This is a genomic window from Mesorhizobium bavaricum, from assembly GCF_056781655.1.
The window spans coordinates 424,681-444,553 of sequence record NZ_JBXAYV010000001.1 but is presented as its reverse complement, the minus strand read 5'-3'; the positions used below and the strand labels follow the sequence as shown (position 1 = coordinate 444,553).

The 19,873-nt window shown below is 59.9% G+C and carries 17 protein-coding genes and 2 pseudogenes; 14 read left to right on the top strand and 5 right to left on the bottom strand.

Going from position 1 to position 19,873, the window contains the following annotated elements; genetic code table 11:
- Positions 1-67: 67 nt before the first annotated feature.
- The 3 genes from nifW to AC1RZR_RS34865 all read right to left on the bottom strand — a co-directional run bounded on the left by nifW (position 68) and on the right by AC1RZR_RS34865 (position 2,352).
- Positions 68-451: a nitrogenase stabilizing/protective protein NifW gene (nifW, locus tag AC1RZR_RS34875; RefSeq protein ID WP_027056555.1), complete on the bottom strand. Its 384-nt coding sequence runs from the start codon at positions 449-451 to the stop codon at positions 68-70.
- Positions 432-1,688, bottom strand: a complete 1,257-nt coding sequence (gene nifS, locus AC1RZR_RS34870) for a cysteine desulfurase NifS (RefSeq protein ID WP_481829234.1) — start codon at positions 1,686-1,688, stop codon at positions 432-434. Before nifS ends, nifW begins: the two co-directional genes overlap by 20 nt.
- A gap of 493 nt (positions 1,689-2,181) precedes the next feature.
- Entirely contained in the window at positions 2,182-2,352 is a 171-nt protein-coding gene (locus AC1RZR_RS34865; RefSeq protein WP_477289787.1) for a hypothetical protein, read from the bottom strand.
- 14 nt (positions 2,353-2,366) lie between these two features.
- Here AC1RZR_RS34865 and AC1RZR_RS34860 point away from each other — a divergent pair, with 14 nt between their 5' ends.
- From AC1RZR_RS34860 to AC1RZR_RS34845, 4 genes are all read left to right on the top strand, one after another.
- Positions 2,367-4,262, top strand: a complete 1,896-nt coding sequence (locus tag AC1RZR_RS34860; protein ID WP_481829233.1) for an ABC transporter ATP-binding protein — start codon at positions 2,367-2,369, stop codon at positions 4,260-4,262.
- A 449-nt stretch (positions 4,263-4,711) separates the two neighbouring features.
- Entirely contained in the window at positions 4,712-4,915 is a 204-nt protein-coding gene (locus AC1RZR_RS34855) for a CCE_0567 family metalloprotein (RefSeq protein ID WP_481829232.1), read from the top strand.
- Positions 4,912-5,229, top strand: a complete 318-nt coding sequence (fdxB, locus tag AC1RZR_RS34850; protein ID WP_136617692.1) for a ferredoxin III, nif-specific — start codon at positions 4,912-4,914, stop codon at positions 5,227-5,229. Before AC1RZR_RS34855 ends, fdxB begins: the two co-directional genes overlap by 4 nt.
- A complete protein-coding gene (locus tag AC1RZR_RS34845) occupies positions 5,226-5,873 on the top strand; it encodes a nitrogen fixation protein NifQ (protein ID WP_136617691.1) in 648 nt (215 codons plus the stop codon). The genes fdxB and AC1RZR_RS34845 overlap by 4 nt, the downstream gene beginning before the upstream one ends.
- Here the strand turns inward: AC1RZR_RS34845 and rpoN are convergent.
- Together rpoN and AC1RZR_RS34835 are read right to left on the bottom strand one after the other, a co-directional pair.
- On the bottom strand, positions 5,870-7,324 hold the full coding sequence (gene rpoN / locus AC1RZR_RS34840; RefSeq protein ID WP_481829231.1) for an RNA polymerase factor sigma-54: 1,455 nt from the start codon (positions 7,322-7,324) through the stop codon (positions 5,870-5,872). The two genes, AC1RZR_RS34845 and rpoN, sit on opposite strands and share 4 nt — an antisense overlap.
- 73 nt (positions 7,325-7,397) lie before the next feature.
- Positions 7,398-7,946 carry a peroxiredoxin gene (locus AC1RZR_RS34835; RefSeq protein ID WP_481829230.1) on the bottom strand — a complete coding sequence of 183 codons (549 nt, stop codon included), beginning with the start codon at positions 7,944-7,946 and terminating at the stop codon, positions 7,398-7,400.
- 1,490 nt (positions 7,947-9,436) lie between these two features.
- On the opposite strand from AC1RZR_RS34835, the gene AC1RZR_RS34830 reads away from it, so the two are divergent.
- The 10 genes and pseudogenes from AC1RZR_RS34830 (at position 9,437) to AC1RZR_RS34785 (ending at position 19,855) form a co-directional block, all read left to right on the top strand.
- Positions 9,437-10,654 (top strand): cytochrome P450, encoded by a 1,218-nt coding sequence (locus AC1RZR_RS34830; protein WP_027033184.1) that lies wholly within the window; start codon positions 9,437-9,439, stop codon positions 10,652-10,654.
- A 38-nt stretch (positions 10,655-10,692) separates the two neighbouring features.
- Positions 10,693-10,938 carry a ferredoxin gene (locus tag AC1RZR_RS34825; RefSeq protein ID WP_027056547.1) on the top strand — a complete coding sequence of 82 codons (246 nt, stop codon included), beginning with the start codon at positions 10,693-10,695 and terminating at the stop codon, positions 10,936-10,938.
- A gap of 211 nt (positions 10,939-11,149) precedes the next feature.
- Positions 11,150-11,689 carry a nuclear transport factor 2 family protein gene (locus AC1RZR_RS34820; RefSeq protein WP_481829229.1) on the top strand — a complete coding sequence of 180 codons (540 nt, stop codon included), beginning with the start codon at positions 11,150-11,152 and terminating at the stop codon, positions 11,687-11,689.
- A 183-nt stretch (positions 11,690-11,872) separates the two neighbouring features.
- Positions 11,873-13,513 (top strand): annotated as a pseudogene (locus AC1RZR_RS34815) (SDR family oxidoreductase).
- Between the two features lie 250 nt (positions 13,514-13,763).
- On the top strand, positions 13,764-14,807 hold the full coding sequence (locus AC1RZR_RS34810; protein WP_481829228.1) for an LLM class flavin-dependent oxidoreductase: 1,044 nt from the start codon (positions 13,764-13,766) through the stop codon (positions 14,805-14,807).
- A gap of 509 nt (positions 14,808-15,316) precedes the next feature.
- Positions 15,317-16,225: a phosphoenolpyruvate mutase gene (gene aepX, locus AC1RZR_RS34805; RefSeq protein ID WP_481829227.1), complete on the top strand. Its 909-nt coding sequence runs from the start codon at positions 15,317-15,319 to the stop codon at positions 16,223-16,225.
- A 47-nt stretch (positions 16,226-16,272) separates the two neighbouring features.
- Positions 16,273-17,466, top strand: coding sequence for an aminotransferase class I/II-fold pyridoxal phosphate-dependent enzyme (locus tag AC1RZR_RS34800; protein ID WP_481829226.1), 1,194 nt, complete (start codon positions 16,273-16,275; stop codon positions 17,464-17,466).
- 30 nt (positions 17,467-17,496) lie between these two features.
- Positions 17,497-18,314, top strand: a pseudogene (locus tag AC1RZR_RS34795) (phosphocholine cytidylyltransferase family protein).
- Entirely contained in the window at positions 18,311-18,910 is a 600-nt protein-coding gene (locus tag AC1RZR_RS34790; RefSeq protein WP_481829225.1) for a CDP-alcohol phosphatidyltransferase family protein, read from the top strand. Before AC1RZR_RS34795 ends, AC1RZR_RS34790 begins: the two are co-directional and overlap by 4 nt.
- Before the next feature lie 30 nt (positions 18,911-18,940).
- A complete protein-coding gene (locus AC1RZR_RS34785; RefSeq protein WP_481829224.1) occupies positions 18,941-19,855 on the top strand; it encodes a class I SAM-dependent methyltransferase in 915 nt (304 codons plus the stop codon).
- The last annotated feature ends 18 nt before the right edge of the window (positions 19,856-19,873 follow it).

Sequence of the window (19,873 nt, the reverse complement as noted above, 5' to 3'; positions counted from 1 at the left end):
GAAGGGTGCCGTCGTGATGACCGAGTTTGTCGGCTTTTCGACATTGTCGCGTCGCACTCGTGTCGCGTTATTCTGTCCCGAACCGCCTCAGGATCGACTCGAACGGGACAAAGGTGTGGTCCCGAGTGGCCGGTTTGTCCGGATCGTGCTCTTTGAGCACCTTGAAGACCCGGTGGGTGAGTGGCGAGGATGTCGCGAAATCCTCATAGGCGCGTTCCAACGTCGCACGCGCCCGCGCGGCGATCACCCCGTCGGGAAGACCGGCGAAATCCTCTTCAGCGAGATATTGGCCCATGCGCTTCAGGATATGCAGCCGTGAGACATTGAGCACCTTCGGATCATAAGAGATGCCAAGGACTGCGAAGAACTCCTCCGCAGCCGACAGGCTCTTCAGCCGGGCGAGGATGTCGGTGACATCGATGGCGCGGCTTTCAGCGAAACAACTGCGCATTGCATTCTCCTGGGCCGGAAACGGTTGTCGGGTTTGCCTTGTCGCCCAGGCCTGGAGTTGATTGAAGTCCTCTCGCCTGGCTGGCAGATGGGGAAAGCTCACGCAGCTTCTTAACGATCCCGGGCATGACCTCGAGCACCCGGTCGACGTCCTCCTCGCCGTTGTTGCGCGAAAAGGAGAAACGGATTGCGCCGTGTGCCGCGTTATTGGGGATGTTCATCGCCACCAAGACGTGGCTCGGCTCCAGCGAGCCGCAGGCGCAAGCAGAGCCGGAGGAGCAGGCAATGCCCTCGCGATTGAGGAAATGCAGTATGCCCTCACCTTCGATATCTCCAAAGGCGATGTTTGCGGTGTTCGGCAACCGCTTTAGCAAATCGCCGGCGACGAAGGCGTGTGGGATGCGCTGGAGAAGTTCCTTCTCCAGGCGGTCGCGCAACGCCTTTACCCGTATGTTCGCGTCGTCCATGAATTTCAAGGCAAGATCGGCTGCCACGCCGAGACCGACGATGCCTGGCGTATTCTCCGTGCCGGCGCGGCGGTTGCCCTCCTGGCCTCCCCCCTTGATCAGCGGACAGAAGCGCACGCCGCGCTTTACATAAAGTGCGCCGACCCCTTTCGGTCCGTGTAGTTTGTGACCGGAGAGAGACAGCATATCGATTGCCGTCGATTTCAAGTCGATCGCAAGCTTGCCGACCGCTTGCACCGCGTCGGTATGAAAAAGGGCGCCGACTTCCTTGGCCAACTCAGCAAGCTCGACCACCGGGAAGATCGTTCCGGTCTCGTTGTTCGCCGACATGATCGAGACGATCGCCACGCGCGGGGTGAGGGCGGCCTTATAAGTGTCGAGGTCGAGCCGGCCGTGGCGATCCACCGGGATCCTATGCACCTTGATGGCGCGCGTCTTCTCCAGGTGGGCGCAAAGCGTCAGCACGGCCGAATGCTCGACTGCGGAAGTCACGATCTCTGTGCGCTCAGGCATCACCTCGAGCGCAGAAAGGATCGCGGCGTTGTCGCTTTCCGTCCCGCCCGAGGTGAAGGTAATCTCGTCGTCGAACTCCGCGCCGATGAGCGTTTGCACCTGCAGGCGCGTCTTTCTCACCGCCGCCCCGGCGGAAGTGCCAAAATCGTGGCTCGACGAAGGGTTGCCGAATTGGTCGGTAAAAAGCGGCAGCATCGCTTGAACGACTTCAGGATCGACCCGTGTCGTTGCGTTGTTATCCAGATAAACAGGCCTCATTGATGTGATCCTTCTCCTGAGCGCAATCACGCAAAGCGCACTTCCGGTCTGTCATGATGATGGCTAGCCGAAGGAGTTGCCGCGCGCTTCTTGGAGCCGGCGCGGCCGCTCGCCTCGACTTGATGCGCCAGCCTTGCGCCGGCTCGGGAAAGCGCCGTCTTTAGGCCAGGGCGTTTCGGTGTGCTGGATCATGGACTGTTTCTCCTTCAGGCCGGGACGCGTTCTCGAACAGCTACGCATGGACCGTGCCAAAGGAGGGGATCATTTCAAAACAACATGATGGCTCCAACACTGCTATGTCGCATGTCCGACATCGGAGGGAATTGTTCAACGCGGAACGCCGTTAAATCGGCGTGAATTCCGCTTCGCGTGAGGAGCAATCCTGTCGGGCCGTTCGCCAAGGATGCCCGCGCGACCGAGGCGTCCTGTCGGGTTTGTCGAGTGCGCGACACGGCACTGTTACGCCCCCGTTGCCCTGCTGAGATCTCGTTTGTCATTGTAGAATATGCAGAAAATTCTTCTGAGCTTCTTTCTGAGCCTTTGGCGCGGCTTTTGCGGTTCTCTCCTCGTAGGGCAGCGCGTGCCCGCAGCCGATATTCATCTCGCGGGTGACATCGCGATCGATGGAACGAAGGAAAGAACATGTCAGGTCCAGATCAGCCACCCGCATTCCGAGCGATGTTTTCGTCCTCACGCAGACCTTCCATTTCGGGTTTCTTGAGACCGAGCGGCCTGCTGCGCTCGTACAAAGCCACGCGGCGTTTTCACATCGATCTCCGCGGCGCCGCCTTTCGCGACGTTTTCGCCTTCACCATGCGCCACTGGAGCAAGCAACCGGTCCGGCTCGCGATCATTATGATCGCGGTGCTTCTGGCAACGCTCCTTGACGTTCTGACGCCGCTCTATTCCGGACGGCTCGTAAACGCGGTCGCCCAAGGAGCGGCAGCCGACGCCGTCGTGTGGGATGCGGCTCTTGCGGCCTTTTCAATGTTGATCGCGCTCGCACTCGGCGCCGTCGTCATGCGCAACATCGCCTTCATTGCCGTCAATGACTTCATTCTGAAGATGATGTCGGACATCGCCAGCGACGCGTTCCATCGCGTCCAGCGCTTTTCGACCGATTGGCATGCGAAAACCTTCGCCGGCTCTACGGTGCGCAAGATCACGCGCGGCATGTGGGCGTTCTGCCTCCTTAACGACACGATCCTTCTAGCCTTGTTCCCGTCGCTCATCATGCTCGTGGGGTCGAGCGTTCTGCTCGGCTGGTATTGGCCGATGATGGGGCTGATCATCGCTTGCGGCTCGGTTGGCTATGTGGCGCTGATCATTATCCTGTCGCTCGGCTATGTGGCGCCAGCCGCAAACCTCGCCAACAACTGGGATACGAGGCTTGGCGGCTCGCTTGCGGACGCGATCAGCTGTAACGCGGTGGTCAAAGGCTTTGGCGCCGAGGTGCGGGAAGATCATCGCCTTGCGAAAGTCATCTCCAAGTGGCGGCACCGCACCCTCCGGACCTGGGGGCGCGGGACGGTCAGTGCTGCATTCCAGGGGATCATGCTTCTTGCGCTGAGAGCGGCTTTGATCGGCTATGCCTTATTTTTGTGGTCGCGCGGCCAGGCTACCCCAGGTGACATCGCCTTGGTGCTCGCCTCTTTCACCGTCCTATATGGCTACTTGCGTGATGTTTCCATACACGTGCGCAACATCCAGCGCTCTGTAAATGAGATGGAGGAACTGGTCCAAACCTACAGCCAGCCGCCCGACGTGGCCGATGTTCCGGGCGCCAAGGCGATCCGGATCTCGAAGGGTCACATCGATTTTGAGAGCGTCCACTTCCACTACGGCAATCATTGGTCGCCCTTTTACAGCGACTTGTCGATTTCGATTGAGGCCGGCGCGCGGGTCGGTCTGGTCGGCCCCTCTGGCTCCGGCAAGACCACCTTCGTCAAGCTCATCCAGCGGCTTTACGACCTGGATGCTGGACGAATCTTGATCGATGGGCAGGACATTTCGCGGGTGACGCAGGGTTCGCTGCGCTCGCAGATCGCGATCGTACAGCAGGAGCCCCTCCTGTTCCACCGCTCGCTGGCCGAGAACATAGCCTATGGGCGGCCGGGTGCTTCTCGGTCCGACATTGAGCAGGCGGCGCGGCTCGCCAGCGCGCATGACTTCATTGCACGCCTGCCGAACGGCTACGGTACGCTGGTCGGCGAACGCGGCGTGAAGCTCTCAGGCGGCGAGCGCCAGCGTGTGGCGATAGCGCGCGCCTTCCTCGCCGATGCCCCGATCCTGATTCTGGACGAGGCGACATCAAGCCTCGACTCGGAATCGGAGGTGCTGATCCAGAAGGCGATGGAGCGGCTCATGGTCGGGCGCACCACGCTCGTCATTGCGCACCGGCTCTCGACGGTGCGGGCACTCGACCGGCTGCTTGTCTTCGACCGTGGTTGCATCACCGAGCAGGGCGACCATGCCGCGCTGATCCGTCGCGACGGCATCTACCGCCGCCTGTTCGAGCGGCAGGCCTTGGAACTGACAAAGGGGTGCGATGAGACCAATGTGCAACACGGTTGAACGCGGCGTGAATTCAGCTTGCCTCCCCAGCAATCCTGTCGGGCCGTTCCTGAAAAGGCGGCCGCCACCGGTCTTAGGGCTCGTCCAATGCACGACACGCCTGGTGTCGGCCTGTCTTCCTGTCGCGCTCGCCGGTAAACCGATGAATGGGATGCAGACAACTTTTTATGAGCTGCGTCCTGCGTTTGCGGGACGGCGCTTGAGGCTTCCTCCTGAGGCGGCGGCCGCCGCGCGATCATTTAGATCCTGGTTGATGCGATCAATGGAGCGAAGGAAAGCAATACGCCGGATCCACGCGAGATCCGCCTTCTCTGGCACAGGGGCGTCGCCAAATCGACACCCTCACAATATGCGCTCACCGCCCGCGTCGACGTCGGGAACAAGATCTTGATTGTCGTCTGCGCTCAACCGCTCTTATGCCGAACTCGAAGGTGGATACGGACCTGATCATGTCAGAGCTTGCGCTGTTGCAGAAGAAGGTCCGCAAGCTGCAGTCGCGCGCGGGAGCCGCCAAGATGGAATTGCACGACCTTGCCGAGCACCTTCCGGTCAACTGGACCGAGATCGAGGCGGTCGCCTGGAATGCCTTCGAGGTTTTTGCCGAGTTGGATGCGGCAAAGGAAGAACTCGCGGCGTTGGAGAATTCACAATGACGGGCGCTTTTGTCACCCGCGACGGCTCTCCCTGGACGCCGCACTATCTGACGGCGATCGATGGCGCGACCTGCATCGGCTGCGGCCGCTGCTTCAAGGTCTGCTCACGCGGGGTCATGCACCTTCATGGCGTCGATGACGCAGGCGAAATCCTCGGCATCTGCGCGGGCGAGGATGACGACTTCGACGGCGAGCTCAACCGCATGGTCATGATCGTCGACCATGCCGGCCGCTGCATCGGCTGCGGCGCCTGCGGCCGCGTCTGCCCGAAGAACTGCCAGACCCACCTTGCGGCCGACAAGCTCGCTGCATGAGCTTGGGACAAGACCAGGAGAACGGCGCCACATTCGCCCATCACCGTGGCTGTTTCAGCACCAGCCAATGGCCGCCGACAGACCAGGCGGCGGCGTTCGACCGGCATGCGCTTGCCTGTGTTGTCTACCTCGCGTTCGAGGAGGTCGAGGCCGGCAAGGCGACCGCGACCGAAGCAACCGGCCTTTCGCGTGCCGACCTGCGAGATGTCATGACACGCTATTTCCCGGCTGTGCCCGTCAATGCCTTCGCGCTGGAAAAGCTGACCGATCCCGAGCCGGATATGGAGGAAGGGCTTCTGCGCGGCCTGCTCATTGGGCATGCCAGGCCAGGCGATCCGGCCAGCACCCTCTTCGCCAAGATCATCGCCAGGCGCAGTTTGCGCAATGACCATCTGTGGCAGGACCTTGGCCTTTTCAATCGGGCCGAACTCAGCCGCTTGATGGCCAGGCATTTCCCGGCGCTGGCGGCCGGCAACACCAAAAACATGAAATGGAAGAAGTATTTCTATCGTAAGCTCTGCGAGGCTGAAGGCTTTTCGCTATGCACCGCGCCCAGTTGTCAGGAATGCGGCGATTTCGAAAGCTGTTTTGGCCCGGAGGAAGGCGAAAGCCACTTGGCACGGATCAAGAACGGGCTCGCTTAAGAGCCGCTTTCGTCGCCGCCGCCGTCCGGGCTTGATTGGCATCGAAGACGCACGCGCTTTTCCCGGCGACGTCGCGCGGAGGACGGGATGTTCAGCGCCTCACGATATTTCGCAACGGTGCGGCGAGCAATGTCGATCCCGTTTTCCTTGAGCCGGGTGGCGATGTCGTCGTCGGAAAGCACTTCGTCGGGCGATTCCACGGCAACCATCGCCTTGATTTGATGGCGGACAGCTTCGGCGGAGTACGCGTCACCGCCTTCCGAGGAGCCGATCGCGACAGTGAAAAAATACTTCAGTTCGAACACGCCGCGCGGGGTCAGCATGTACTTGTTCGACGTTACCCGGCTTACCGTCGACTGGTGCACGTTGATCGCATCCGCGACAGTCCTGAGATTGAGAGGCCGCAGGTGGGCGACCCCATGTTCAAAAAAGGCGTCCTGCTGGCGGATGATTTCAGCCGCTACCTTGAGGATCGTCTTGGCGCGCTGATCAAGGCTGCGGATTAGCCAGTTCGCGTTTTGGAGGCATTCGTTGAGAAATGACTGATCTTTCGAATTTTGAGCGCTTAGGCGGGAGACCTGGGCAAAATAGTTTTGGTTCATCAGCAGCCTGGGCAGCGTGTCTGGATTGAGTTCGATTTGCCACCCACCTCCGGGAGAGGGCTGGACCAAGACGTCGGGAATGATCGATTCAGGCCCTCCGGATTGGAATCGGTTTCCGGGCTTGGGATCGAGCGCGCGGATTTCGTGCAACATGTCGAGAAGGTCGTCTTCATCGACACCGCAATGGCGCTTCAATGTTTGAAAATCGCGTCGCGCCAGCGCTTCAAGATTGGCGACCAGCGCTGCCATTGCCGGGTCGAACCTGTCTAGCTGCCGCAATTGTATCTCAAGGCATTCGCTGAGAGTTCGCGCAAAAATACCCGGTGGATCGAACTGCTGCAAGGTTCCGAGAACCCGTTCCACAACAGCCTCCCGGACATTCAGGCTGCGGGCCAGTTCCGAAAGGTTCACCGGAAGGTATCCGGTGTCTTCCAGATGACCGGCAAGCTCGCCAGCTATTCGCCGCTCCAGCGGCGCGAATGCGCTGAGAGCGATCTGACGAGCGACATGGTCGTGCAATGTTTCGATGGACGTCCAGGAATCTTCGAACGCATGGTTTCCCCCCGGTTGGACATTGTTTTTGCCGCGGATTGATTTCCACTGCGAGGCCCGATCCGATATTCCGCCCGTGGTCGGCCCGATGCGCGGGTTCCCGGCCGAAATCGACGGAATGTCCTTCGGCGCCCGGTTTGAGGCCCGTTCCAGAAAGGGGTTCTTCTCGATTTCCTGCTCGACGAACTGATGCAGTTCGGGATGCGCCAGTTGCAACAGGCGAATGGATTCCATCATTTGCGGCGTCAAAACCAACGATTGCTTCTGACGCTGAAGCAGGCTTGCTGAGGACTCCATGGCTAGCGTGAAACTCCTACCGAGCGACCTTCGCCTTGTGCAAGGGGATTTTCGAGACGTTGACTCGTCTAGATCATGCAGCCGTCACGGCTTTGGCGGCTCTCAGCGTTTCAAGGACGTTCTGCGGCGACGATACGCCATAGGGGTCGGCCTCGCAGTTGTCGCAGAAACCTTCCTCCTCGAACCACTGCTCCACCACGCCATTGTTGATCACGGCAGCGTAGCGCCAGGAGCGCATGCCGAAGCCGAGATTGTCCTTGGCAACCAGCATGCCCATCTTGCGGGTGAACTCGCCCGAGCCGTCTGGGATGAGCTGGACTTTCTGCAGCCCCAGGGCCTTGCCCCAGGCATTCATGACGAACGCATCGTTGACGGAAACGCAGTAGATTGCGTCAATTCCCTCTTTCTCGAACTCGTCGTAGAGCATTTCGAAATCGGGCAACTGGAAGGTCGAGCAGGTCGGGGTGAAGGCACCGGGCAGCGAGAACAGGATGATGCGCTTGCCGCTGAAACAGTCGTCGGATGTCTTGTCTTCCCAGCGGTGCGGGTTTGGTCCCTCGATGGAATCATCGCGAACACGCGTGCGAAAGGTGACGAAAGGAACCTTTTTTTTGACGGTCATCAATGTGCTCCTGGAGGAAAACTGGTGGGCTGCTTTTTCGGTTGAAACTGACACGGCATCGACCTCGGCCGGCAATTCGGTCGAGCGCCGCGCGTTTTGCGTCGACCTTGGATCAGCCATGGCAAAACCGCTCGCGAGCACGGGCGTTCTCGATCTGTGGCGACACGAGAACGGTTTCACTACGCGCTTGTACGGGGCGTCGCGATGTCAGCAATGGTCTTACTCCTGGCCACCTTGTGATGGGTTCTGCCGAGTACGACGCAAGCGCCGTGCCATTTGATTTTAGGCTGGGGGTCACACTGTTTTTTGCAGCGACACTCTTTGATTGAGCGGCCAAGACCGTGCCTTCGCCGAGAGCGAGCGCGCCCATAATCATCTGATCGTGAGCTCTGGGCAGAGGGGATCCCCTTTATGCGTATCAAGCCGCGCCCCCTCTTTGTCCGAAGCTGGACAAAAATGTCGGAAGTCGGACCGGAGGGTCGCCGGGTCGCCGGCGCGGCGAACACGTGGCTCGTATTCGAAGCGAAAATCTGGGCTCAAACTCGGAACGAGGGACAGGAGTCGATCGGGGTTAACCTGACGAGGGTGCCTATGGCCTCCGTTCTCAGGATTGAGACGGCTGACAGGCCCACGCGCTTCGCCCTATCGACGCTCGCGAGACCGCTTCGAAATCGACAACGGGTACACAAAAGCCAGCACGTCCATTAGCAAGCTGGCCATGTGATCTTTCTGAACCGCGCTTGCGTGAGGCGGGCACGGTCCCAAGGTGACGGAAAAAGCCGCCTTGTGCTCTCGGAGCATTTTGAAGCTGCCGCGACTTTGCTGTCGGGTTTGTCATGTCCGGGACACGGCTTTGCTCCGCCAGGCTTGCGGCTGCGCATTCGTTCAAGCTGTTGAATGATATGTAGAAAATCTCCTGCAGGGCTCTTTCCGCGCCGTTGGCACGACTTTTGAAGCTCTCATGTGAGACGGCAGGAGATACCGACTGGCGTCCATTCGTGAGTGATATCGCGCTCAATGCAATGAAGGAAGACGACATGTCAGGTCAGCGTCAGTTCAGATTCTATCCGAAACGGGCATTGCCCGCGGAATGCAATATCGACCGGCGTGACTGGCGTCACCGTCACAACCGCCCGGCACCGGCCAATGGCCACCGATCGACCTGCAGATACGGTTCGACCAGAATGTGCTTGCTCCTGTCCTCTCGCCGGCGCTTGAGGAGACCGGCCAGCACTTCGGAGGTCAACCGGTCTTTCGCGTGCCGCGCTGCGGATATCCTCGCAGAGATGATCGACCCCGAACCGCTGTGGAGCAAGAGCTTCATTCCGGTTCGCCGTTCGAAGCTGGAAAACGCCGCGTCTCCGACGATTTCGCTCGTCGGCTCTTTGGCGGGCAGGCAGCGGTCTGGCCAAGAGGGCAACAAGCTTGCTGGATGGCCAAGATGCCATGGTGCGCGGCCTGGTTAGTGGTTAGACGGCAGGAGAAATGCAATGGCGATCAACCCGGTTCCAGATCATGTCCCGCCCGAAATGGTGAGAGACTTCAGCCTGTTCACATCGCCAGGCATGCCACCAACGCCCAACGGGGATCCACACGCAGCCGTCGCTTGCGCCCATGACGGGCCTCCGATCTTCTATTCCCCCTACAACACACAAGATGGCCGGGGCACCTGGGTCATCACCCGCGCCGCAGACCAGCGTAAGGTGCTGCAGGACACTGAAACTTTTTCCAGCCATCGCAGCATCTTCTCCTCCATACTGGGCGAAACCTGGCCGACGATCCCGCTTGAGCTCGATCCACCGGCCCATGGCGCATTTCGCTCACTGCTCAGTCCGCTGCTTTCGCCCAAGCGGGTGACGGCACTGGAACCGGCTGTCCGTGAGCGAGCGATAGCCCTGATCGACCGGATCACCGCATCGGCCACGAGCTGCGACGTCATGAAGGATTTTGCCTTTCCGTTCACTGTCAGCATCTTCCTTCGCTTTCTGGGGTTGCCGGATCAGGGACTCGATACATTTGTCGGCTGGGCGAAAGATCTGCTCCACGGCGACGATGTGGAACGACCTGTGGCTGCCCGCAAGATTGTGGCTTTCATCGATGAACTTGCAACCAATCGCCGCAAGGATCCGGTCGACGATCTCATGACCTTCATCGTGCAGGCACAGATCGAGGGCCGCCGGCTAACCGACGGGGAGATCCGTGGCATCGGCGTGCTTGTGTTCGTCGCGGGACTTGACACTGTCGCAGCAGCTATTGGCTTTGACCTGGCTTATCTAGCGCGCAACCTCAAGGATCAGGAACTGCTGCGCAGCGAACCGGACCGCATCCTGCTCGCAACCGAAGAGTTGCTGCGGGCCTATCCGCCCATTCAGTTGATCCGCGTGGCTACGAAAGATATCGACTTCGAAGGCGCGCCGATCCGAAAGGGGGACTATGTTTCGTGCGCCACGATGATTGCAAATCGCGACCCGGAGGAATTCGAATCCCCCAACACGGTCGATCTGGCGCGAGAGCACAACCGCCACGCCGCCTTTGGCTATGGTCCCCACCGTTGCCTTGGCTCACACCTTGCCCGGCGCGAGATTGTCATTGGCCTGGAGGAGTGGCTGGCGCGCATACCGACCTTCCGGATCAAGGAGGGTACAGCGCCGATCACCTGTGGCGGCCATGTGTTCGGGATCGAAAATCTGATCCTGGACTGGTCATGACCATCGCCGAGCCATGCCAAGACAATGGAGGCAGCGCTATGCGCATTATCGTCCACAATGCCAAATGCCAGGGTCACGCGCGATGCTGGGCGCAAGCGCCGGACATCTTCAAGCTTGATGACGATGGCTACATCCTGCCCGGTGACATTCAGGTTGCGGAGGGGGAGCAACTGCTTGCGTCACAAGGCGCGCGATCCTGCCCCGAACGTGCGCTGGAAGTCGATCGCACCTCGGCAGCGCGGTTCGAACCAGCCGCCATGCAACCAAGAACTGGGGAAGCTTAGGTGGAATCGACGAGACGTGGCCCCACACCGTAAAGCAAGATGTCCGGCCGCTTCCCTGCCTACCTCCTCTCCGGCATCGAGACCTCAATGACACGCACGCGACACGTGAAGTTCGTCTCCGTTCTGGCTTCTTCAGTGGCCGATCGGTTCGACCTTGCACGCATCTAGAGGCACGAAACGCCTCTTCCAATCTCAAATTTGCGACAGAGCGATGGGCCAGGCAAAAATCACCGAACTGCGCGACCGCGAGGCGATCCGCGACTGCCTTTATCGGTACTGCCGCGGCATAGACCGCGCGGATGAGGCTGCGCTGCGCAGTGCATATTGGCCCGATGCGCATGACAATCACGGTGCCTATCGCGGCTCAGCCGAGGGCTTCTTTGAGTTTGCGCTTGGTCTCTTCAAAACCGGACCGCGCTTAATCCACCAGATCACGAACGTCTTGATCGAATTCATCGACCCGTCGGAGGCCGTGGTCGAAAGCTATTTCACCGCGCTGCAACGCGGACCAGACAATGACGGAGAAGCACGCCAGGTGCTTCTCTGCGGCCGTTACTGCGATCTTTTTCACAAGAGGGAAGGGGCGTGGCGCATTGCCGAACGGACCGTCGTTTACGATTGGCTCGAAGAGCAGACCCCACCAGCGGTCCCCGAGGCAGAACGGTTCGGCTTGCGGCAACCGATCGGAGCAGCGCATCCCAATGACCCGGTTTACGCGCTCAGGAAGCGCCGCAGCTCGTCATCAAAATGAAAATGCGATGCATGTCACCACAATGCTTTCCAAGGCTCCCAATTGCGAAGCCGCGTCGCGGGAGCGGTCGCGGAACGCAACACGTCTTCCCGGTATGGAAACTCGCCGTCAACAGGACGTCCGCGACCGGTCTTGCGGCTGACTCGCGTCGATATCTCTGACCCTGGCTGCGGAGAGGTTCATATGAAGCAGGCAGGACGGGTCGTCATCATAACGGGAGCGGCAGGCGGAATCGGCCGTGCGCTGGTCGAGATCGTTGCCGCCGATGGAGACATCGTCGTTGCGGTGGACCTTCCTGGCAGCGGCGTTCTTGAACTGGCCGGCGGTCTCGGCCGTCCGCATCTGGGCCTCGAATGCGATGTCTCACGAGAAGAGGACATTGTCGCCCTATACGGCCGCATCGAAGCGCAGTTCGCGAAAATCGATGTTCTCGTCAACAGCGCGGCGATAGGACCCGCCATGGCTGCGACTATCGACACCGGTTTCGAGGCCTTCCGACGCGTGCTGGCAACAAATCTGATCGGGCCTTTCATCATGGCCGGCGAAGCGTCGAGGCGCATGCAGCCCGGCGCTGCCATTGTCAACGTCGCTTCGCTGGCGGGCGTGCTGGGCAATCCCAAGCGCAACGCCTAGGCCAGCTCGAAGGCAGGCTTGATCGCTCTCACGAGGTCGCTTGCATGCGAGTGGGCCTCGCGCGGCATTCGCGTAACGGCGGTAGCGCCAGGATACGTGCGCACGCCGATGGTGGCGGAACTGGAACGTGCGGGCAAGATGGACCTCGCGGCCGTGCGCCGCCGCGTGCCCATGGGGCGAATGGCGCGCCCCGACGAGATCGCTCGGGCCGTGCGTTTTTTGGCCAGCGCACAGACGGGCTACATCACCGGATCGGTGCTGACGGTCGACGGCGGTTGGATGTCGTTCAACCAGCCGGGCGACGCGCACCCGCCGGTCGGCGAGACGCCTCGAGCCGAACTCTTCCGGCCGGAAGAACGAACCGATGCGCGCACAGTGGTCGTGACGGGCGGCGCGAACGGTATAGGCGCCGCCGTCGTTCGCCGCTTTGCCGCGAACTCCGACACAGTCGTGATTGCTGATAAAGATGGTGCTGGGGCGGCAGAACTCGCTGGTTTGCTGGGCGGCAGGCACGTGGCGAAATCCGTCGACTTGGCGGTCGAGAGCGAGGTGGTGGCCCTGTTCGAGGAAATACGGGGGCGCTTCGGTCGCATCGAGATCCTCGTCAACTGTGCTGCTATTGCCGATACGTTTGTGCGAGGGATCGAAATCCCGCGACAGATCGAGCGGGTACTGGACGTCAATCTCACCGGCACCTTCACCTGCGCGCGCGAGGCGATCAAGTCGATGGACGCCGGCGGCGTAATCCTCAATCTTGGATCGATCAATAGTTTCCTGCCCTTCGTGCCGCGCCATGCCTATGGGGCGTCCAGGGCGGGTATGAACATTCTGACCCGGTGCATGGCGGCCGAACTCGGGTCGGTCGGCATCCGAACGGCCACCGTCGCTCTTGGCTATATCCGTACGCCTGACATTGCTCAGCTGGTCGAGTCCGGCTGCATCGATTCCGTAGCGATCAAACGGCGCATCCCGATGGGGCGGATGGGAGAGCCCGAAGACGTCGCCGAGGCAGTGTTCTTTCTAGCCTCGCCTGATGCCTCATACGTAAACGGCTCGACCCTCTACGTGGACGGCGGCTTGACCTCGTTGGCTGACGCGCGAAACGCCCAGCCAACCGATCAAGAAAATCCAACGGAATGTTCGCCGGCGACGGGTTGCGGTTCGTCGAAGCCGACGAGGTTCGAGGATTGAGACTGCGGCTGCATGGCACGTGCCAAGCACGGCTTGCCAAGTGATCGTCTTCATCGGTGACGGAAAACTCGTCATCAGGGTCGAATCACTAGTCAGGTTTTGGCGCTTGCCTGCAGCCGCCGAACGATAAGCGGCTTTGCGCAAGATCGTCGACTACGTCGCCGCCAGGCCGGATCGATACCGCGGCCCACCCGCAATCGGCACAAGTCGAAGGCTTGATTGGCCACTTTGTGTAAACGAGGGACACGCCATGGAATTCGCGACGTTCATCTTGGCGGCCCAGCGAGGCTATCATCAATCGTGCGACAGCGTCATCGGTAACTCCATAGAACAGACAATCGCTTCGGAGCAGGCTGGCTTCAACACCGCTTGGTTCGCCGAGCACCACTTCAACAATTACAGCCTAGTTCCCTCGCCCTTGATGATGGTGGCACACTGTGCCGGCCTTACGAGCACCATTCGCCTTGGCACCGGTGTGTGTGTGCTGCCGCTATATCAACCGCAGCGCCTGCTCTCCGAGATCGGCTTTGCCGATATCGTTTCGAACGGCCGCCTCGAACTCGGCGTCGGCTCGGGATACCAGCAGTTCGAGTTCGAGCGCTTCGGCGTCGATGTCGATCAGGCGCCGGCCGTGTTTGCGGAATACCTGGATATCCTTCTCAAGGGCCTTAACCAGAAGGTCTTCGAGCACAATGGCAAGTATGAGAAGATACCTTTAACGGCGATTTCGCTGCGCACCATCCAAAGGCCAGCCCCACCGATCTGGATCGCCTGCGGGTCCGCGCGAAGCATGTGCCGGGCCTATCGTGAGGGCCACAATCTTTTCGTCACGGCGTTCCACAACGGCTTGGAAAACGTGAGAACGCTGCGTGAGACCATCGAGGCAGCAGCGGCCTCGCGGGGTAAGGATGTCACCGCCGCCAAGATAGGGCTTCTGCGCTGCTGCTATGCCAGCGACGATCAGGCGGAGATCGACAGCTATCTCGACAACGCCCGCTTCCAGCGCCGGCTATCTGAAGCACTTCATCAGCGCCGCCAGCAGAGCCGGGACGGCTATCTGCTGCAGGAAACACCGACGCAGCAAGATCTGTCGTTCGAGACCATGCGCCAGAACCTGCCGATCGGCAGCGTAAGTCGCGTCATCGATCGCCTGCTGGAAGAGATAAGTATCCTGAAGCCGGACCAGATCGCAATTCAGACCCAATTGGGAGATTTCGACCAAAAGACGATGCTACGCCAGATTGAGCTCTGGGGAGACAAGATCATTCCAGCGATCAACAAGTCGCTTGGTTAGGTCAAGGCTTGAAGCTCGGGGCGGCCCCTGGGGGTGTTGAAATCTCGCATGCCGATGCTCGACACTTCGTCCCATGCGGCATGGATATATAATCAAGCCGACTGGCGATGGCGGGTATCGAAGACCAACGCCGTCCGTCACCTTGCCTGCACGGACCGCCGGTCTTCCGCTCTCTGGCCATCTCGCTTGACCGTTGATCGGCAGCCTGACGGGACGCCCGCCACGGCGCAGACGAATAGCCACTCCCACGACCCCTCTTGTGTCCGAAGTTGGACGAGGATGTCGCAAGCCCGACCAAGAGTAGAGAGGGGACCTGGCCGCCGGTATGGAGAACTGGTGCGGCGCAGGTGGTTCGCCAATTCGGCACGCGCCTTGCTTCATTGATTCTGTATGGGCACGACAGTGGCAGGTCGCCGATCGGCGGGCAGAGCGGTTCGCCTCTGAAAGTACTTCGTGCGGCAGCGATGACAGGCCTGTCGGCTGGACAGCGTCGGTGGAGGTGAGACCGCATGGTGGAGAGGCAGTCTGGTGCGCAGACGCGCGAGAGCTTGCGCCGAATGATCGCGTCCAGTGAACTCGCCTTCGCAATGGAGGCTCATGACGGCCTTTCGGCGGCGATTGCCGAGCGCGCTGGCTTCAAGGCGCTCTGGGCGTCCGGCCTCTCGATTTCATCCAGTCTCGGATATCGAGATGCCAACGAAGCTTCCTGGTCCCAACTCGTCGATGTCGTTGAGCGAATTTCCGACACGGTGGACATTCCAGTCCTCGTCGACGGGGACAGCGGGTTCGGGAACTTCAACAATGCCCGTTTGGTCGCCCGCAAGCTGCGCCAACATGGCGCGAGCGGCATGTGTCTCGAGGACACGGCGTTCCCGAAAATGAACTCGTTCATCGGTGATCGGCACCCGTTGGCCGATATTCCCGAGTTCTGCGGCCGGCTTAAGGCGGTGAAGGACCAAGTGCCGGATGCGGAGTTCGTTCTGGTCGCCCGGATCGAGGCGCTCATCGCCGGCCGCGGAGAGGATGAGGCGCTGGCGCGAGCACAAGCCTACGCTGAGGCCGGCGCCGATGCTATTCTGATTCATTCCCGCAAGTCCAACGCTGAGCAGATTTTCGCCTTCACGCGCGCCTGGCAGAACCGCCTTCCGGTCGTGATCGTGCCTACGAAATATTACCGCACACCGGTCTCCGCGTATCGGGCGGCCGGAATCTCCACGGTCATATGGGCGAACCATAACATGCGCGCGGCGATCTCGGCCATGCGCCAGGTCTGCGACCGCATCCTCCGCGAAGAAAGTACCGCCGGTATCGAGGACGAGGTGGCGACGCTCGACGAACTCTTCGATCTGCTCAATTACCAGGAACTCTCAGCGGCGGAAGAGAAATATCTGCCGCAGACGGCGACCGGCGTCCGGTAGCAGGCCCAGCCCGTCTTTTGAAAAGCAAAACGAAAACGGGAGCGCACATGCTTGCGCATCGGACAAACCTGTTTGGCACATCGGGTACCGCCGCGGCGCGCGCTGCCGCAAAAGCGGCGGCCGATGCTGGCAAGGAGATCATCGATCTCACCGCCGGCGAGATCTGGAGCGAGCTTGCTCCCACGATTCGCGACGGCGCGATCGATGCCATCAATAAGGGCGTCAATCGCTATACCGATACGGTTGGCATGGTGGAGCTGCGCGAGGCACTGGCGCGGAAGATCATCTCCATCGATACCGGACAGATCTGGAAGGCCGAGGAAGTTGCCGTGACGTCCGGAGCGAAGCAGGCCTTGTTCAATGCCGCAATGGTGCTGCTAAACCCGGGCGACGAGGTCATCATCCCGGCGCCTTACTGGACAACGATTCCGGCCCAGGTGCTAATCGCCGGCGGCACACCAGTCTTCATCGACACCAGATCCAATGGTTACGTCCCGCGCCCCGAGCACATCAAGGACGCGGTCACTGAGCACACGCGGGCGATCGTCATCAACACGCCCAGCAATCCGGCCGGTGCGGTTTACGATGTTGAGACCATGATGGCCATCGCTCAATTGGCGGTCAGCTGCAACCTGTGGATCATTTTCGACGAGTGCTATGGCGACTTCGTGCATGGGGATCATACCCACCATCCGATCGTCTCGGTCGCTCCCGAAATTCGAGCACGCGCGCTGATCGTCAACTCCTTCAGCAAATCGCTGGCATTGACCGGCTGGCGCATCGGTTATCTGGCGGGTCCAAAAGAGGTGATCAACGCCGTCAAGGCCCTGCAATCGCACACCACTTCGAATCCAAACGTAATTGCCCAGCACGCGGTGCTCGCCCATTTGCAAAGGGATGGATCGGACTATGAAGGCAAGCTGCGTTCACGCCTGACAAGCGCCAGACGGGTGGGTCTTGACGTGCTTGCTTCGTTGACGCGTGTCCCAGTCGCCAGGGCGCAAGGCGGCTTCTATTTCTATCTCGACCTTTCCCGTCTGCTGCGACCGGGATCGGAAGACGGCACCTCAACGACAGCCGACGATATCGTGACGGCTCTGCTTGCCGAAGCTGGCGTCGCAGCGGTGTCGGGCACCGCGTTCGGTGACCCCGCCGGCCTGCGCCTGTCCTATGGAATTCCACCTGAAAAACTCGCGACCGGCCTGGCCCGGCTCGTCGAATTCCTCAACGCCTGGAAATGACACCGCAACAAAACGAAAGAGGTGAATGAGATGCCTCCCGCTGCTCCCAGGAAAGCCGTCATTCTCGCTGCCGGCTTCGGCTCTCGCCTGCGTCCGCTGACCGATCTGTGTCCCAAGCCCCTCGTCGAAGTCAACTCACACCGATACTTCACAATGCACTGTGGAACCTTCAGACGGTGGGAGTTGAAGAGGTGACGATTGTTGTCGGCTATCGCAAGGATGCTATTCGCCATGCGTGTGGCGAACGCTTCGGCAGACTTGACATCAACTATGTCGAGTCCTCGGTCTTCGACAAGACAGGGAGCGCGTACTCGCTCTGGCTGGCACGCGACGCGCTTCTTTCCGGCGACTGTTATCTCCTCGAAGGTGACGTCTTCTTCGAAGAAGATGCACTGCGCCACCTGATCAGGGTCGAGGCGCCCAATGCCGCTGCGGTCGCGCCCTTCGATCCATCCATGGAAGGATCCGCGGCCGTCCTTTCCAGCGACGGCTTCATATCCGAAGTCCGGTTGAAGCAGACGGCGGCAAATCTGGCATCAGGCACACCGGTGCTCTTCAAGATGATGAACCTCATCCGGTTCTCTGGCGCCGAACTCCAAACGGTGATCGTCCCGGTCCTCCACGACCTGATCGGCTCGGGCGCAATCAAAACCTATACCGAGGAGCTGCTCGCGCATCTCATCGAGCAGCGCGGACTGCAACTCGCCGCGGCGCGATGTGACGATTTGCGATGGTACGAGATCGACAGTGAACAGGACCTGCGGGTAGCGGAAAGGATTTTCGCCTTCGAGCGACCTCACAGGCATAGTGCCGACGCGCCGGCCGCCGTGGCGGGGGTAGGAGGATGATCCGCTATCTGTTCGACGCTGCAAATGCCATTACGGCCCTTGGGCTGATCTTGGCCACCACGGCGATCTACTTTGCTTTGATCGGGCGCTTCGAGATTGGCATCTGTTTCGGCTTGTGGGCTCTTTTGGCAGATGATGCCGACGGCATGGTCGCGAAGAGTTCCCCGAACCGGTCCGCTTTGATGGCACAGCTGGGTGGCGCGTTGGACGGGCTGCTTGATTTGGTCTACGCAGCCGTCTTTCCAGCGGTTCTGATTTTGTCCTTCAACGCGTTCTCCGTTCCCGCATTGTTGGCTGCCAACTGCCTCATCCTGTCAGGGGCTCTGCGCCTCAGCTATTTTTCGACGTTCGGACTGGACGCTGACGGATTCGGCAGAGGATTGCCGTTGAACAATAATCTCTTCGTGTTGGCGTTCCTCTTCGTCGCCGACCATCACTTGCCGGTGCAAGGCCTGGGCAACCTATTGATCGGTGCAGGGTTTGTGCTGTCGCTCCTGCATCTTTCAAATTTCAAATTTCCAGGTACCGGCAGTGCGTTGCGCTTGGGTAACCTTACACTCGCCGCAGCTGGATCTGTCGCCTTACTCACAAAGTGAATCAGTTTGTAGCTATAGGGAAGAGAATACATGGAAAACTCTTTCGAGGCCGAAACTCGCACCGTCTTTGATCGCTACCAGCGCCAGCAGGAGAATGACGACCACATATTCGACAGGTTGGTCTCTCTAATCGAGGAGGAATATTTCGGCCTGCCTACCGGTAGCTTCCGCGGTCTTGATGTCCTGGACGCGGGCTGCGGCTCCAACGCGAATGCGTCCTATGCGTTTCTCGACAAGGGGGCACGAAACGTTGTTTCGCTTGAATTGAGCAATGATTGGATGGATTGCGCGCGCAAACGGCTCAGCCGATTTGGGCCGCGCTCGGAACTGGTCGCTGGCAGTGTGCTCGATCTGCCGTTTGACGACTTCAGTTTCGATTTTGTCCATTGCGCAGGGGTTTTGCCGCACACCAGCAATCCGAAAAAAGGCTTTGAAGAGCTTGCCCGTGTAACCCGCCCCGGCGGCAGCTTCTTTTTGACGATTATGGGTACCGCCAACGGCGTCATTTACCGATGCATCAATCACTTGCGAGAACTCTACCAAAGCGACGAACAATTCCGCAGTTCCATTGACAATCTGGATGCATCCACCGCACGCGAAGCCATCAACTGGCTGTTGCGAATAAAGGACGGCGAAGAGGAAGAATATATACCTGGCGAAAACGAATTCTTTCGGAGTCTTTTTGATGATGATTTGTTCGTGACGATCCGGGATCGTTTCCAGGCGCCGACCTATCACGGGTTCGCATTCACAGAGGTGCAAATCCGAGGCTGGTATGGCGAGTGCGGCTTCGAGAAGATCCGCAGGATCTCAAGGTATACAAAAAATTTCCATAATCTTCGACGCTTTCTCGCTCCGATGTACCGTCATTATGACCACCCGCTGGCCCGCTTCTGGTTCGGCGATGGCTGCATCCAGATGATCGGCGAAAAGCCGAGCACGTAGTTGGCGTTATTCGTGCCA